The organism is Waddliaceae bacterium (assembly GCA_018694295.1).
GTDB lineage: Bacteria > Chlamydiota > Chlamydiia > Chlamydiales > JABHNK01 > JABHNK01.
This window is the reverse complement of sequence record JABHNK010000055.1, coordinates 82,057-98,849: the sequence shown is the minus strand read 5'-3', so window position 1 is coordinate 98,849 and position 16,793 is coordinate 82,057. Positions and strand designations below refer to the sequence as shown.

Sequence of the window (16,793 nt, the reverse complement as noted above, 5' to 3'; positions counted from 1 at the left end):
TTTTAATAAATGTCTTGTTGGTAGCGACCTGATTTTTTCATGTCGATGAAGTATTGGCTGGCTTCTTCGTCGGAGAGGTTGCCATGTTCCATGGCGATGTTGTGGAGGGCGGCGCTGACATCTTTGGCCATATACTTTGCGTCGCCACATACGTAGAAGTGCGCGCCGCCTTGAAGCCATTTCCAGATGTCTGCGCCATTTTCTAGGATCTTATGTTGTACGTATATCTTGTAGTCTTGGTCTCGGGAGAATGCGGTGTCGAGGCGTAGTTTTTTTGAGGCTTCGAGTTCTTTCCAATATTCTCCGTAGCAGAAATCGTTTTCTTCTGTCCAATCGCCGTAGAAGAGCCAGTTTTTTCCGGGGGCGTTGGTGTGGATGCGTTCTTGTATGAAAGCGCGGAAAGGAGCTACTCCTGTGCCGGGGCCTACCATTATTATGTCGGTATTGGGGTTTTCTGGGACGGTGAAGTTATGGGCTTTCTGAATATAGAGAGAAATTCTGTCATTGAGCTGCGCTAGTTCACAGAGGTAGTGCGAGCATACGCCATAGCGATGGTGGTCGTTGGTGTTGTATTTTACGAGGGCGACGGCGAGGTGTATCTCTTCGCCGACGGCGTCTTTCGATGAGGCTATAGAATATAGGCGTGGTGATAGAGGCAGTAGCGTGTTGCAGAAATCTTGGAGGGAGAGGGTTATAGGGTGTTCTTCGAGGAAATCCCAGAAATGGTAGGTGTCGATAAGATTTTGGAAGGCTTCTTTGTTGTCGGGAAGAAGTAGGGTTGAGAGCTTTTTTTTGGCGGTGTCGTCTGTGGTGTTTTCTGCGGCGAGAGTGACGAAAGAGCGTGTAAGGCGTGTTATCGTGACGTGTTTTGTAAGGTATTCGCCGATGGTAAGGGTTTCGCCGGACTTCTTGGCGGTGATGTTTTCTTCGCCGGAAGCGTGTAAAGCCGCGAGGGTTTTGTCTATGATGGCAGGGTCGTTGCTGGCGATGACGGCGGCGCTATCGCCGGGGGAGTATTCCATCTCGGAGCCGCTGATGTCTATGACAAGGTGGCTAGCGTTTTTCTTCGAACCTTCTTTGGTAAGGCTATAACGCTCTTTGAGAAGCGCAATGAATGGTGATGTTCTTGTGTGTTGTTGTTTCGTCATAGTCTTATGTTGCTTTGTTAATATTAGTTATCGTATCGTATGGGAAAAACTGAGTAAAGTCAATAAAAGACGCAAGCCTGACCCTAGAACAAAAAAGAACCAGGCCAGGAAAATTTTTAAAAATCAAAAAATGCAGGGGACAATGTAATGACAGAAAAATATGTATATTCTTTTGGTGTAGGAGAAGAAATCGCACCTTTGGATAAAGACCTTCTCGGCGGAAAAGGTAAAAACCTCGTAGAGATGACGTCTTTAGGATTGCCGGTCCCTCCAGGACTTGTCATTACCACCGAAACATGCCGCAGCTATATGAAAAATAAAGGGGAATCACCAGAAGGCATGGAGGAGCAGACAAAAGAAGCTCTTGCCCTCGTAGAAAAAAAGATGGGCGCAACGTTCGGCAGTGAAGACAATCCTCTTCTTGTATCAGTACGTTCTGGAGCTCCGATATCAATGCCGGGGATGATGGATACCGTCCTTAACCTAGGTCTTAACGATATCTCCGTCGTTGGCTTCGCAAAAGTCACTGACAACGAGAAGCTTGCATACGACAACTACCGCCGTTTTATTATGATGTACGGCGACGTCGTAAGAAAAGTTCATAAAAACAACTTCGAAGAGAAATTCGAAGAGATAAAGAAAGAAGAAGGCGTTGATACCGACTCCGACGTCAGCGTCGAAGGTTTCAAGAAAGCAGTAGCTGCCTTCAAAGAAGTCTATAAAGAACACATCGGCGAAGATTTCCCTCAAGATCCTTGGGAGCAGCTGTTCACCGCAGTAGAAGCAGTGTTCCGCAGCTGGAACGGACATCGTGCTATAGTATACCGTCAGGTTAATAACATCCCTGATAATATGGGCACAGCGGTAAACATTCAGACGATGGTCTTCGGAAACAAAGGTCCAAACTCCGCTACTGGCGTAGGATTCACCCGCGACCCTGCTACCGGCGACAAACATTTCTACGGAGAATACCTCATCAACGCTCAAGGTGAAGAGGTCGTCGCAGGGACAAGGACGCCACACCCTATAAATCTAAACCAGAAGAAAATTATGGGGTCAGACCTTTCGTGCCTCGAAGATGAGATGCCCGAGATGTATAAAGAACTCGACGAGATTGTCGAGAAGCTCGAAGAGCACTACAAAGACATGCAAGACATCGAGTTTACCATCGACGATGGCAGATTGTTTATGCTACAGACACGTATAGGGAAACGTACGGGTTTCGCAGCGATACGTATGGCGGTAGAGATGCTCGAAGAAGGGCTTATCGATGAAAAGACAGCACTGCTTCGTGTCGATCCCAACCAGCTAGTACAGCTTCTTGCTCCTATCTTCGACGACAAAGAGAAGATCCAAGCTCATGATGACATGGTAGCAAAAGGCCTCAACGCTGGCCCTGGCGCAGCATCAGGAGAGATAGTGCTTTCGTGGGAAAAAGCTATAGAAGTAGAAAAAGCCGGAAGGATATGTATCCTCGTAAGAGACGAGACATGCCCCGACGATTTCCCAGGAATGGTAGCAGCAGTAGGGATCCTTACAGCACGTGGCGGAAGCACAAGCCACGCCGCCGTTGTAGCTCGCGGCATGGGAAAACCTTGCGTAGCGGGATGTGGAGCGCTAACAATAAACGAAGAAGCAGGAACCGTTGTCGCTGGAAAACGCGTATTAAAAGAAGGAGACCAGATCTCCATCGACGGGTCAACAGGAGAGGTATTCTTCTGCAAACTAGAAACACACCCTTCTTCGGTTATACAAGCCCTTGTCGACGGCAATGAAGAAGCAAAAAAAGGTGCCGTATATAAAGAATTCACCACCATCATGGAGAGCGCTGACAAATACCGCAGACTCCTAGTACGTACCAACGCCGACACTCCACACGACTGTGACGTCGCCAGAGCCTTCGGCGCTCAAGGTATAGGGCTATGCCGTACAGAGCATATGTTCATGGAAAAAGAGCGCCTCAACGACGTGCGACGCATGTTCTTCAGCACAAGCGATGAGAAACGTAAAGAAGCTATCGACAATCTTCTGGAATATCAGAAGGGCGATTTCATCGGTATCTTCAGAGCTATGGACGGACTTCCAGTGACGATACGCCTCCTAGATCCTCCACTCCACGAGTTCATGCCTCATAACGACGAAGAGATAAAGACCGTCGCTGATGTTATAGGGATGAGTTTCGAAGAGCTAAAAGATATGACGAAAGCACTACAAGAGACGAACCCTATGCTCGGACACAGAGGGTGCCGTCTCGGCGTTATGTACCCAAGCCTTACTAAGATGCAGGCTCGTGCTATAATAGAAGCCGCCATCGAGGTGAAAAGCGAAGGTAAGACCGTCATACCAGAAATTATGGTGCCACTAGTTTGTATGAAGAACGAGTTCGTCCATCAGAAAGCTCTAATCGATGAGACAGCAAAAGAAGTCTTCGAAGAGAAAGGCGAGACGATAGAATATCTCGTGGGTACGATGATAGAACTTCCGCGTGCTGCAATAGTAGCAGGGCGTATCGCCGAAGGCGGCGCAGAGTTCTTCAGCTTCGGAACCAATGACCTGACACAGACAACGCTAGGAATCAGCCGCGACGATGCAGGGAAATTCATACCGACATATGTCAGTGGCGTTGAAGATCCACGTAATAAAGATGCACTAATACGTATGTTCCAAGAAGATCCGTTCCAGGCTATCGACCAGGACGGCGTAGGAGAACTTATGAAGATAGCAGTAGAACGCGGACGCAATGCCGTAGACGGACTCAAATGCGGTATCTGCGGAGAACACGGCGGAGAGCCTTCTTCTGTGATATTCTGCGATGCCCTTGGCCTTGACTACGTGTCATGCTCGCCATACCGTATTCCCGTAGCACGCCTCGCAGCAGCACACGCAGTATTGCTCAAAGATCAATGATCAATGATCAATTTTGAGCTTGGTATTTTTATGCCCTATTCATTATACCGATGAATAGGGCATTTTTTTACAAACTCACCTTACGCGCTAATCTTGCTTTAGTGGTGTAGCGAAAGGGATGAGATGCAAGTATTCCGACGAGCCAAGCTCATATAGAGCTGGGCGAGGAGAAATACGCAGCAGATCGCCCTTGCAGCACGCCAATAAAGCAAGAGTGGTGCGTAAGATGAGTTATAAAAGGACAGACTATGGAAAAGAAGATATTCACTTTAGAAGGGATGTCATGTGCATCGTGTGCGCAGACTATTGAAAAGGCGCTGAAAGCTTGCGATGGCGTCGTCGAGGCCTCTGTAAACTTCGCCACAAAAAAAGCGACAGTAACTTTCGACCCTTCGCGTACTACTGAAGACGCCATTATTAAAGCCGTCAACGATGTTGGCTACAAAGCAAAGCTTTACGAAGGTTCAAACGAAGATCACGAAGAAGAACGGCTTATGCTACAGGCCAACAAAAAAATGTTTTGGGCGTGGTGCATAACAGCGCCAGTAATACTATTGATGCTTATAGAGATGTTTTTAGGAAAAACAATTCCTGGCTACGATATTATTGTGCTGGTATTGTCGTCGACAGTGCTTTTCGGAGTAGGACTTGACACCTTTAAATCTGCGGCGAAGTCGATAGTCCATGGCAAAACCAATATGGACGTTCTCATCGCTCTTGGCACAGGAGCTTCGTACGCCACAGGAATCGCTACTCTGTTCTTAGAAATATCTAACTATGCCGGCGTCGCCGCGATGATAATGGCTTTCCACCTAACAGGGAGATATATCGAAGCCAAAGCAAAAGGACGCGCTTCTGAGGCGATAAAAAAACTCCTAGAGCTAGGAGCGAAGACAGCAAGGGTATTAGTAGAAGGCGAAGAAAGAGAGATTCCAATAGAAGACGTCGTGGTCGACGATATAATGATAGTGAAACCTGGAGAGAAAATCCCCACCGACGGCGTAATCATTGAAGGCGCTAGCGCTATCGACGAATCCATGGCGACAGGAGAATCCATCCCAGTAAGCAAGAAAATTGGTGATGATGTTATCGGCGCTACAATAAACCAGCAAGGGCTTCTGAAGGTCAGAGCTACAAAAATCGGTAAAGACACCTTCCTTTCACAGATAATAAAGATGGTAGAGGAATGCCAAGGGTCTAAAGTCCCAATCCAAGAGTTCGCCGATAAAGTTACCGGGATTTTCGTCCCTACAGTCCTTGTTATAGCAGTACTGACATTCCTTAGCTGGGTTCTTTTCCCTGCGACATTAAATATCATAGCTAGCAGAGCGCAGAATGTAATACCATGGATAAACATAGATCATGGCATAGTAACGCTAGCACTGCTTTCGACGATATCGGTTTTGGTGATAGCATGTCCTTGCGCCCTTGGACTTGCAACGCCTACAGCGCTAATGGTAGGGACTGGTGTGGGCGCAGAGCACGGCATACTTATCAGGGCTGGCGCTGCGATACAGACGCTGAAAGATGTACATACCATCGTCTTCGACAAAACAGGGACGATTACAAAAGGCTCTCCAGAAGTCACAGACATCATCACCATGTCGGAAATAGATCAACATGAACTCCTGCGACTTGCCGCTAGTGTGGAGTCCGGGTCGGAACATCCTCTCGCTGCAGCTATCGTCGCCGACGCCAAAAACAAAGGCATTAAACTATCATACCCTTCACAGTTCGAAGCCATCCCAGGGAAAGGTGTATCAGGCGTTATCGAAGATACTAAGATCAGCGTAGGCTCGCGGAAACTTATAAAAAACACCAAAGCCGATGAAACGATGTCCCTTCTTGAAAAAGATGCGAAGACAGCGATGCTGATAACAGTCAATAATGAAATCGCCGGCGTCATCGCCGTCGCAGATACCGCAAAAGAAGAGTCCGTCAATGCTATAGCAGAGCTTACAAAGATGGGAATTGCTACCGTTATGATAACTGGCGATAACAAAAGTACCGCTGAAGCGATAGCAAAAAAAGTCGGAATAACACGCGTCCTTGCAGAAGTTCTTCCCGATGGCAAGGTCGCAGAAATCAAAACGCTCCAAAAAGAGTTCGGCCTCGTCGCTATGGTAGGCGACGGCATCAACGATGCTCCCGCACTGAAACAGGCTAACGTCGGGATAGCGCTAGGGACAGGAACTGATATCGCTATGGAGTCCTCCGACGTCACCCTTGTCAGCGGAAACCTTATGGCAGTAGTACAAGCGATAAAACTTTCTAAGGCGACGTTCAAAAAAATACGACAGAACCTTTTCTGGGCCTATGGATATAATATCGCCGCGATACCACTGGCAATACTAGGACTTATGCATCCCGTCATCGCCGAGATCGCTATGGCAGGAAGCTCCATCAGCGTAGTCTTCAACGCCAACAGCCTAAAAACATTGAACATTGATCATTGATCATTGATCATTGTCTCCCCGCGGTCCCAAGACTTTTTGAGTTTGTCGATCTTTTTCTTAGAGAGTCCACCGAGGAATTCTATGGCGAGGAGAAGTCGTGCGCGAGCCCTGTCTTTACCGAGGACTTCTACGGAGCCGAACATTGGGAGTCCCTGTTTTTTCCCCATGATGGCGGCGAAGAGGATAGGCATGATGACCTTTTTATGGTTGACTTCGAAATGCTCTGCGGCAGCTTTCGAGGCGGCTTCTATCCCTGAAGATCCCCAGTCTTCGTTTTTTTCCATATGCCATATCATTTCATACATCATGGAACACGATTGTTCTGGAGAGAGGCTTTTGGGACATAGCAGCTCCTCGGAATATGGGATATGTGTTGTGAAGAAGAATCCGCAAAGCTCGATGAACTCGCTGAAGGTCTTCATCCGCGTATGACATAATGGCATAAGTTTCGCCATGGCTTCGTCGGAAAATCCCCAGCCTTTGATACGGTCCCATAGACTGCCTTCGGGGATGTCGTTGATGATATATTGCTGGTTGAGCCAGTCGAGCTTCTTGACGTCGAAGACGGCACCAGAGACGCCGACTCTTTTGGTGTCGAAGGCTTTGAAGATATCTTCTAAAGAATATATCTCTTTGTCGTCGGGCATGCTATAGCCCATAAGGGTGAGGAAGTTCATGAAAGCTTCAGGGAGATACCCGGTATCGCGGTAGTAGAATATCGAGGTAGGGTTTTTACGCTTCGACAGCTTCTTGCCATCGGTGCCGAGAAGTAGAGGCATATGCATGAAGACAGGAGGCTCCCACCCAAAGACTTCGTAAAGGAGGACGTGTTTCGGTGTAGAACTCATCCATTCGTCGCCTCTGATGACGTGTGTTATCTTCATAAGATGGTCGTCGACGATGTTGGCAAGGTGGTATGTTGGGAAGCCGTCAGATTTGAGAAGAACTTGGTCATCGACGTCAGCCCATGGGCATGTGCTTCTTCCTTTTATGGCATCTTCATAGACACATTCGCCAGTAAGAGGGACTTTTAGACGTACGACATAAGGTGTGCCGGAAGCTTCTTTGTCGGCGATCTCCTCGGCGCTGAGGTTCCTGCAACGACGGTCGTATCCTTGTCTGCCACCACGCCCTCGTGCGACTTCGCGCATCTCCGCAAGGTCTTGCGCTGTACAGAAACATTTGTAGGCCTTGCCATCGTCTATGAGCTTTTGGCAATGCTTTTGGTATATGTCCAGACGCTCTGACTGCCGATACGGGCCGTAGTCGCCGCCCTTGTCAGGACCTTCGTCCCACTCAATACCACACCATTCTAGGGCTTTATAGATGTTTTCCTCATATTCTGCCCTGCTTCTGCTCTGGTCGGTATCTTCGATACGCAAAATAAAGTCACCCTTATTGTGACGGGCGAAGATAAGGTTGAATAACGCCATATATGCCGTTCCAACATGTGGGTCGCCAGTAGGCGAAGGTGCGATACGTACTCGTACTGTCATAGTATAAACCTGCGATGGTAGTGTTTTTTGTTATGACTCGAGATTATAACGCCGAAAGCTAATATATACAACCAGTTATTGACAAAAATTTAATTGTATGGTATAATAATATCTTGATATTAAACCATTTAAGGAAAAAAGATGCCTTTTATCATAAAACCCGCAGATATGCTTTGTATTGAAGTGTATGTTCGATCTCCTATAGAAGCGCTAGCGGCAACAGATAGCAAGGGTTTCATGAAATTTATTAAAAAAGACGTTGTGACGAGAGTTATCGCTGTCGCCACGCCGTTTTTTGCGGCTATAGATGTTATGATTCAGGGCGTCATTCTAGCAGCTTCTTTTCCGGTGCTTCTTTGCCAACGTAAATTTTCTGCTATCAAAGAGCGCGCTTTGGGAATAATACCTATTATAAAGAAAATTTTTACTGACGCAATAATAGGTTTGTATGACCCTTTGCGATTACTGCCGTTTTCTTCATCGTTTGCACTTTCTGTTAAGCTGATGTCACATCGTTTTTCTTTAGAAGGAGGAGAGAAATCCGGTGATAGAACGATATCTATGGAAGGATTTAGCAGTAAGTTTAGAAATATTATATTTGATTCCTTGCACAGCTCGGCAGCAAATTTTTTCCAAGAAGAAGAGACGAAAAAGGCCTTTTCCTTTACAGATGAAGATGTAAAAAAGACTTTAGAGCTTTTCGAGGCTTTTCGTGATATTCAACGCGACACTTCAAAAATATTAGAGCTGTCTAAAACGAAACCGGTGATATTGCCTGTTTATCTAAAAAATCACCTTATTATGGCGGCGATTTTTAAAGACTATCTTATAATATGTAATCGGGGTGGTAAGATTGTCGTCAGCAATCATGATCAGAAGCTACATCTAGATCCGGGTTTACAAGTATATACGATGATAGATAGAAGTAATCTCGAAGAGATTATTAACTATTTGCTTTCGAAGAGGCTTCGGAAAAAAAGACACAAGAAGTTACAGAGCATATTTGTAATATGGGTATTGATAAGAATCTTTTTGCGAAAATAACAACTCATAGATTAAAAGGTCAGAGCGTTGGAAATTGTTCCTGGGCTAGCACAAAGACGACGTTTTTTGCATTGATTTTTTGTGCGATGTTTTCTATAGAAAATTTGGAGAAAGGTAAAGAAAAAGATGCTCTTAAAGAAGCTCGCAAGATATATAAAGCATGGACGTTATATGACAGAGAGTCAGCGATCAAGCAGTTCAGTACTTTTCTTGAAAACCCACCTAAAGGTTATTGTCCTGTTGTGGCGCAGAGCGTTTTTGATAAGTGCAAAGAAAAATTACAACACTATAAACGTTTGAAAAGTCCTATAACAATAGAGCCAAAAAAAGGCTCTGCTTCATTATTTCCTAAGCCGGCTTTTATGAAAGTTCCGAGTTTTGCTGCTTTTCTCTAGTCGGCATTGCATAAAACAACAAGATCTTTGGTGATGTTTAGCGCTTCGGCAAGCTGGAAATCTTCAGAGCCTGAAGAGATGCTGTCGCCAGAGGAAAGGTCTTTTAGGAACATCTTATATCGGTTGTTGTTCTCTAAGCGCTTCATGGTATTATTATGCAATGTAGCAAGATGATAGGTGTAGGTGGTAAGCTTTTTCTGGATGTTGTACGAGTAAATCTTCGATATGCGTTTGCGCTGAAGAAAAGGAAGGTCTTCCATGTCGTCATCAAAAGAAGGAACAATAATATCGTTGCTAATGGGGTACTTCGCATATTTCTCGCCGATGGGACGCATAGCGAAAATACCGGGGACGACGATGTCGGGGATGACGCCGGTAAGCTGAGGGCTCCTCCCCGAGGCAGTATAATACATCCCTCGCGTTACCTTATATTCTCCTTCGGCGGAGATGACGCCCTCTTGGGAGTCGTCGGCGGTAAAAGTTTGAAAGGTTCCTTTTCCGAGGGTGTGGTCGTCGCCAATAACTATAGCGCGACCATAATCCTGGAGCGTCTGCGCCACTATCTCCGACGCCGAAGCGCTAAGCCTGTCAGTGACGATGATAAGAGGGCCGTCCCATGAAACCTTTCCTGAGAAGTCTCGAAAACGCGATATCATGCCTTCGCTGTCTTTTACAGAGACAACGACACCCTGCGTTATGAAAAGTCCTGACACCGCTATCGCCTGTGAAAGAAGTCCGCCGCCATTACCACGAAGATCAAGGACAACACCTGATAGTTTATAAGAAAGGTTCAACTCTTTTATAGCAGCAGAAATATCACCGGCAGAAGAAAAACAAGGGTCTTGGTAGAAACTATGAAGCTTTATTACGGCAATGCCTCCATCACCGAAAGGCTCGAAAGAAGTCTCAATGCGGGCATCAGGGATAATAAACTCTTCTCTTGTTATGGCGACGTCGAAGTCTCCATCAACACCATCGCGGACGACGGTAAGAATAATCTCGGAACCCTTCTCGCCGCGGATGAGATCAGCAAGCTCTTCGATAGATATCTTGACAACAGAAATACCGTCTACAGCGACGATCCTGTCGCCAACAACAAGGTCTTGGAATGCCGCTGACGCCTCGTCGAGGATGTCGGTAACAGTAAAACCATCAAGGTCATCGCGAATCTGTACGCCTATTCCAAAAATGCGCTGCTGGATGTCGATGAGAAGCTGCTGCGCCTCGGCAGGGGTGAAATACATCGTATGAGCGTCGAAAGAAGACGCTAAAGCCTTCAAAACAGTAGTGAAAAAATACCTGATACGCTCAACGATATTATCGTTAAGGATATCATCTTCATGAAATCGTCGCCTCTTGGCAATGCGTGCAAGAGCACGCCGCCCCCCTTCGTCACCAAAACCTTCTGCAGCACGAAGCTCCAAATCACGGACAAAAGCAATGCGTTCACAAAGAGCACCCTCATCATCAGCCCAGTCAAGACGATGAAAAAAATCAGAACCTAGCGATTCTGGAATAATACCCTCGATATCATCAATAGCAAAGCTCGAACGACGCTCTATGGCCTTGGACATAATAGAGAAAATCTCCTCAAAAGAAGAGAAATCACCACTATTGTAGTCGAGTACAGCAGAACGAAGCAGTTCCGACGACGGCAAAAGCCAGCGCTCAATGTCAGAACGGATGAAATAACACTTCAAAGGATCAAGGTCGTCAATGAAATTTAAAAAAGCACGAGAAATAAGCTCCTCGTTAATACAGTCATATTTCATGTGCGCAGAAGCAATATCAGAGACCTTAGAACATACAATATCACCGTCAATAGCAGGGAAGCCACCCTCTAAAGAACAGCAAAATAACAAAAAATAAAGAACGCGACGAAACATATTATAGCCCGTGATTGCGAAGAATGAAACAATAGCTCACCAGATCCCTTAATTTCATCATTTTTTTTGAAAAACCACATTTTTCAGTAAGAAGAAAATTTTTAGTAATATATAGAAAATACTTGTTTTAATTATGTTTATATGCAATAATCTTTTTGTTTTTACATATAATATAAACTAAAACGTAATAAACAACATAAAATATATTTTAAAAATTATATAATATAATAACAAGGAGAACAGTATGCCTGAATATAATGAGGTAGAAAAGATGTGTGCCGATGAAGGGTGTACTCAAAAGGTTGAAAATAAGATATTGTCAATCACCGAAGCTGCGAAGCTCAACAATGTTACGCGCCAAGCTATCTATGTTGCTATTAAGCTTAAGAAGCTTAAGGCTACTAAGAAGACTACGCGTTGGACTATTGACCTCGCTGATCTTGAAGAGTATCGTAAGAATAAATATTCTAGAACGAAGTCTGTCTATAATGGAGAACTTCTTTTCGACAACGGAAAAGGGTATTATTCTATAAATCAAGTTGCAAGAATGCTCGAAGTCCCTGCGCAGAAGATATATTATGCTACGCGCGCTGGCATCATGAAAGCTCATCGTTGTGGTGCAGCATGGGTTGTCCATACTGACGCTATCGAAGAGTACCGCAAAAGTTATCTTGAAAAAGGTTCTGTAGAAGAGAAAAGCAAAGTAAGCTAATTTTTTATAATACATGAAAATAAAAAAGCCGAGGTCTTAATAACCTCGGCTTTTTTTTTATCTATAGATTGCGAAAGGGGGGACTCGAACCCCCACGACAATTAAGTCACTACCCCCTCAAGATAGCGCGTCTACCAATTTCGCCACTTCCGCGAAGAACACATATCTTACCAAAAAAACACAAATATTAACAAGTTATAATTCTGCCGGATTGTATGTATTGCCAATAACGATGACTCCGTGGTATTGTTTGCTGTGGTAAGAGGATATATCACAAACATTGGTTAAATAAAGGAGATAGATGACGATGCCTAAAAATGCAAGAAGCAAAAGCATGGCGATGCACAGGATGCAGTATCGAAGTCTTGCCCTCGGGAAGATCGCTGTCATCGGAAATTACACGCCGCGGATGTGTGGTATTGCGACGTTTACTGAAGACACATGTAAATGTATGGCCGCAGAGATGGGCGCTGATCGTGTATACGCCGTTGCTATGGACGACGTCGTCGAAGGGTATCCGTACCCCGAGATGGTTAGGCTACAGCTTCGTGATGATGTCGCCAAAGACTACGCTAGCGTCGCCGACTATATGAACTACAACAACACCGAAGTCGTCCTTATCCAGCATGAATATGGTATCTATGGTGGCGCTGCTGGAGAACATCTCCTCGAGATGATGCGCGACCTCCATATGCCTATAATAACAAATATGCATACCGTTCTGTCACATCCTAACGACGATCAGCGTAGAGTTACAGAAGAGATAATACAGCTGTCTAGTAAGGTCGTTGTTATGACGGAATATGCTAAGAAGATCCTCAAAGAAGTATACGACATCCCTGATACGAAGCTCGCTATGATACCACACGGCATACCAGACGTCTCGTTTATTGACCCCAACTACTACAAAGACAACTTCGGCGTCGAAGGACGCGATGTTATCCTTACCTTTGGATTGTTATCTTCAGGAAAAGGTATCGAAGTTGCCATAAAGGCAATGGCTGATGTCGTGAAAAAACATCCGCGCGCCGTATATATATGTCTCGGGAAGACACATCCACATGTTAAGCGCGACCACGGCGAAGAATATCGCGAAAGCCTCGTTGCTCTCACAAAAGAGCTAGGCCTCGAAGACAATGTCATCTTCGTCGATGAGTTCGTCTCCCTAGAGAAACTATGCGAATACATAGGAAGCGCTGATGTCTACGTAACGCCATACCATAATGCCGAGCAGATAACATCAGGGACGCTGGCGTATGCCGCCGGCGCCGGAAAGCCAGTAGTTTCGACACCATACCGCCACGCCGAAGAGCTTCTCGCTGAAGGGCGCGGTATATTGTTCCCTTTCGGTGACAGCAAAGCTCTCGCAGAGAATATCGTCCATCTTCTCGATGATGCCGTTCATCGTCATTCTATAAGGAAAAAAGCATACCACCAAGGCCGTGACATGGTATGGTCTGCAGTGGGGAAATCTTATGCTAAGATATTTCAGGAAGCTTTCGAGGAAAGGGGGCAGCACCCGCGAACAATGAACACTGAAGGACAGGTAACTGACGGCATGATGACCCTTCCTAAGATAGACCTTCGATATATATATGCTATGACAGACGACACAGGGATATTCCAGCACGCCACATATTCCATACCTAACAGATTCCATGGGTATTGTGTCGATGATAACGCAAGGGCATTGATAGCGGTATCGAACCATTATGGCATTTATAAAGATGATAACGTCCTGCCACTAGTAAGAAATTACATCTCTTTCATCCACGCAGCTTTCGACGACAAAGTAGGACGTTTCAGGAACTTCCTTTCGTACGACAGAAAGTGGCTTGAAAAGGCCGGCAGTGAAGACTCCCACGGTAGAGCATTATGGAGCCTTGGTGTCGTGGCATCGTCGTCATTAAGCGACGATATCACAAGACCTGCGGCATGTTTCTTCGTCGATGGACTTCCTGCCGTAGAGAAATTTTCTTCGCCACGAAGCTGGATGTTCGCACTTATCGGCATAGAAGTTTATCTGCGCCGTTTTGGTGGCGACGCTTTCGTAAAAGGTATGAGAAAAACTTTGGCGAAAAAATTGTATGGCCTTTATGAAGGTAATGCTTCAGAAGATTGGCCGTGGTTTGAAGACATTTTAACATATGCCAACGCACGCTTCCCACAGGCTTTGCTTGTAGCAGGGAAAGGACTAGAAAACGACGCTATGATAAAAGCAGGGCTTAAATCTTTGCAGTGGCTTCTCGATATACAGACCAGCGAAAAAGGACATATAACGATAGTAGGAAATGCTGGATGGAAAGAGAGAAACAAAAAGAAAAGCGCACGCTTTGATCAGCAGCCTATCGATGCAGGAGCTCTCGTCGAAGCATGTGTCGAAGCATATCGCGTTACTAAAGATAGAAAGTGGGTGACGGAAGCATCACGATGCTTCAGATGGTTCTTGGGATATAACGACCTGCAGGTTCCACTGTACGACCCTATAACAGGAGGGTGCTGCGATGGACTTCAGGTTACAGGGCCCAACAGAAACCAAGGTGCAGAATCGACGTTGGCATGGTTCCTCGCGTTGTTGAAACTTCATACCTTGCCAAGCGATGTCTTCTTCCCAGAAGAGATCCCAGAAAAAAATAAAAACACCATGGAAAACATTGTGGAGGTGTAGTATGGCATCGAAACGTATCGCCGTCTTGTCGCCATGTGCATGGCGCACGCCGCCGCGACAGTATGGCGCATGGGAGACCGTCGCTAGCAATATCACCGAAGGTCTCGTACGTCGCGGGTGGGACGTCACGCTTTTCGCTACAGGGGATTCCATCACCAAGGCGAACCTCGTATCCGCCGTCGATAAAAGCTACGAAGAAGACCGACAGCAAGACCCAAAAGTATCGGAATGTCTTCATATCTCCGAAGTTATGGAACGCGCCAGCGAATATGACCTCATCCATAATAATTATGATTTTCTGCCACTGACATATTCGCGTCTTATCGATACGCCGATGCTCACCACCATCCATGGCTTCTCGTCGCCGAAGATTCTGCCGGCGTATCACAAATACCGTGACACCTCATATTTCGTCTCCATCAGCGACTCCGACAGAGACCCCGGCCTCGAATATGTCGATACGGTATACAACGGCATCGACCTAAAAGACTTTACATACAACGAAAAGTCCGGTGATAAGCTCGTATTCCTAGGACGCATACACCCCGATAAAGGCGTACACCTAGCTGCCGAGGCAGCAAAAAAAGCCGGAATGGAGCTTCTCATCGCTGGCATCATCCAAGATGAAGAATACTTCACGACAATGGTGAAACCCCATATCGATGGTAAACAGATACAGTATGTCGGGCCTGTAGGCCCTCGCGAGCGCGAAGAGCTTTTAGCTCAAGCTCTTGCAGTGCTACACCTCAACACCTTGCCAGAAAGGTTCGGGCTCGTCATGGCAGAAGCTATGGCGGTAGGAGTTCCGGTAATAGCTCTCGACAGAGGGTCTTGCCGAGAAGTCGTCGCCGATGGCACCACAGGATTCGTCGTCGAAGATGTCGATGACGCCGTCGCAGCGATACATAAGATCGATACAATCTCCCGAAAAGCATGCCGCGACCGCGTAGAACAAAATTTTTCCTTGGATGTTATGGTAGAAAATTATGAAAAAGTCTACCATGAAATTTTCAGACGCCAAGGAGGCCGACATGCCAGATCTTATAACGAGATACCAAAATAACCCTATCCTAACAAAAGATGATATACCTTATCAGGTGTCGACGGTACATAATGCCGGCGTAACAAAACACGAAGGCATATACTATATGCTCTTCAGGTCGCACCTGCACAATGGCAGAAGCATAATAGGTCTCGCCACCAGCGACGATGGCTTCAACTTCACAGCAGCACCAGAGCCTTTCATGACAGGAGAAGGCACCTACGAAGAACATGGCGTCGAAGACCCTAGGATAACATTCCTCGAAGGATCTTTTTATATAACATATAGCGCATACTCGCGTTATGGCGTACGTATTGGTCTTGCCAAAACCGATGACTTCAAGACTCTCGAGCGCATATCATATATATCACATCCCGACGCCAGGAATTTCGTTCTCTTCCCAGAGAAAATTAATGGCAGATACGCCCGCCTCGACAGACACCATACCGATATATGCCCGTGGGCAATATGGGCGTCATACTCCAACGACCTTATATATTGGGGCGACTCTGAAATCGCTATGCTTCCAAAACAATACCATTGGGACGAGATGAAGATAGGCCCAGGAGCACCACCGATAAAGACAGAAAAAGGATGGCTAAGTATATACCACGGCGTATTCCCGACGATGGCAGGAAGCGTATACCGCCTAGGCGTCGCTGTCCATGACCTCAACGATCCAGCAAAAGTCCTCGCCATAGGCGACAACTGGATCCTCGAACCCGAAGACCCTTGGGAACGTACCGGATATGTCCCTAACGTCGTATTCACCTGCGGAGCTGTCCCCGAAGACGATGGCACAATAAAACTCTACTGGGGAGGTGCCGATACCGTCATGTGCGCAGGCACAGCAAAGATCGACGACCTCGTCGACCATGCCTTTGCGTCGCCAAGAGAGGCTCTGTAGTCTATTAGTTCGGAGTTCGGAATAGGAATTTTCTACCACGGAACCTTTTCAATTATCAGTTATCAGTTATCAATTATCAATAAAAGTAAGTTTTTTTACCTTGTTCATTGATCATTGATCATTGTTCAATGA

General features: G+C 46.1%; 11 protein-coding genes and 1 tRNA gene. 8 read left to right on the top strand and 4 right to left on the bottom strand.

The annotated features are described in order from the left end of the window. Positions 1-2 precede the first annotated feature (2 nt). On the bottom strand, positions 3-1,148 hold the full coding sequence (locus tag HN980_06105; protein ID MBT6929044.1) for a sulfite reductase: 1,146 nt from the start codon (positions 1,146-1,148) through the stop codon (positions 3-5). Positions 1,149-1,295: 147 nt separating this feature from the next. On the opposite strand from HN980_06105, the gene HN980_06100 reads away from it, so the two are divergent. Together HN980_06100 and HN980_06095 are read left to right on the top strand one after the other, a co-directional pair. Then, a complete protein-coding gene (locus HN980_06100; protein MBT6929043.1) occupies positions 1,296-4,055 on the top strand; it encodes a pyruvate, phosphate dikinase in 2,760 nt (919 codons plus the stop codon). Between the two features lie 248 nt (positions 4,056-4,303). Then, on the top strand, positions 4,304-6,511 hold the full coding sequence (locus HN980_06095; protein MBT6929042.1) for a heavy metal translocating P-type ATPase: 2,208 nt from the start codon (positions 4,304-4,306) through the stop codon (positions 6,509-6,511). Here HN980_06095 and HN980_06090 read toward each other — a convergent pair. Then, the gene (locus HN980_06090) at positions 6,505-8,007 is read right to left on the bottom strand and encodes a glutamate--tRNA ligase (GenBank protein ID MBT6929041.1); all 1,503 of its coding nucleotides are present in this window, start codon (positions 8,005-8,007) and stop codon (positions 6,505-6,507) included. The genes HN980_06095 and HN980_06090 overlap by 7 nt on opposite strands. Before the next feature lie 237 nt (positions 8,008-8,244). Here HN980_06090 and HN980_06085 point away from each other — a divergent pair, with 237 nt between their 5' ends. Both HN980_06085 and HN980_06080 read left to right on the top strand, forming a co-directional pair. Next, entirely contained in the window at positions 8,245-9,051 is an 807-nt protein-coding gene (locus tag HN980_06085) for a hypothetical protein (GenBank protein ID MBT6929040.1), read from the top strand. Continuing rightward, positions 9,018-9,446, top strand: a complete 429-nt coding sequence (locus tag HN980_06080) for a hypothetical protein (GenBank protein ID MBT6929039.1) — start codon at positions 9,018-9,020, stop codon at positions 9,444-9,446. The genes HN980_06085 and HN980_06080 overlap by 34 nt, the downstream gene beginning before the upstream one ends. On the opposite strand, the gene HN980_06075 is transcribed toward HN980_06080, so the two are convergent. Next, positions 9,443-11,332, bottom strand: coding sequence for a PDZ domain-containing protein (locus tag HN980_06075; protein ID MBT6929038.1), 1,890 nt, complete (start codon positions 11,330-11,332; stop codon positions 9,443-9,445). The two genes, HN980_06080 and HN980_06075, sit on opposite strands and share 4 nt — an antisense overlap. A 244-nt stretch (positions 11,333-11,576) precedes the next feature. Between HN980_06075 and HN980_06070 the strand changes: the two genes are divergently transcribed. Then, positions 11,577-12,044, top strand: a complete 468-nt coding sequence (locus HN980_06070; protein MBT6929037.1) for a helix-turn-helix domain-containing protein — start codon at positions 11,577-11,579, stop codon at positions 12,042-12,044. Positions 12,045-12,113: 69 nt separating this feature from the next. On the opposite strand, the gene HN980_06065 is transcribed toward HN980_06070, so the two are convergent. Continuing rightward, positions 12,114-12,197, bottom strand: a tRNA-Leu gene (locus tag HN980_06065). A gap of 196 nt (positions 12,198-12,393) precedes the next feature. On the opposite strand from HN980_06065, the gene HN980_06060 reads away from it, so the two are divergent. Genes HN980_06060 through HN980_06050 form a run of 3 tightly spaced genes read left to right on the top strand, consistent with a single transcriptional unit; the run spans position 12,394 to position 16,661 of the window. Beyond that, a complete protein-coding gene (locus HN980_06060; protein ID MBT6929036.1) occupies positions 12,394-14,712 on the top strand; it encodes a glycosyltransferase in 2,319 nt (772 codons plus the stop codon). Position 14,713: 1 nt separating this feature from the next. Further along, positions 14,714-15,775, top strand: a complete 1,062-nt coding sequence (locus tag HN980_06055; protein ID MBT6929035.1) for a glycosyltransferase family 4 protein — start codon at positions 14,714-14,716, stop codon at positions 15,773-15,775. Beyond that, positions 15,744-16,661, top strand: a complete 918-nt coding sequence (locus HN980_06050; protein MBT6929034.1) for a glycosidase — start codon at positions 15,744-15,746, stop codon at positions 16,659-16,661. Before HN980_06055 ends, HN980_06050 begins: the two co-directional genes overlap by 32 nt. Positions 16,662-16,793: the final 132 nt, after the last annotated feature.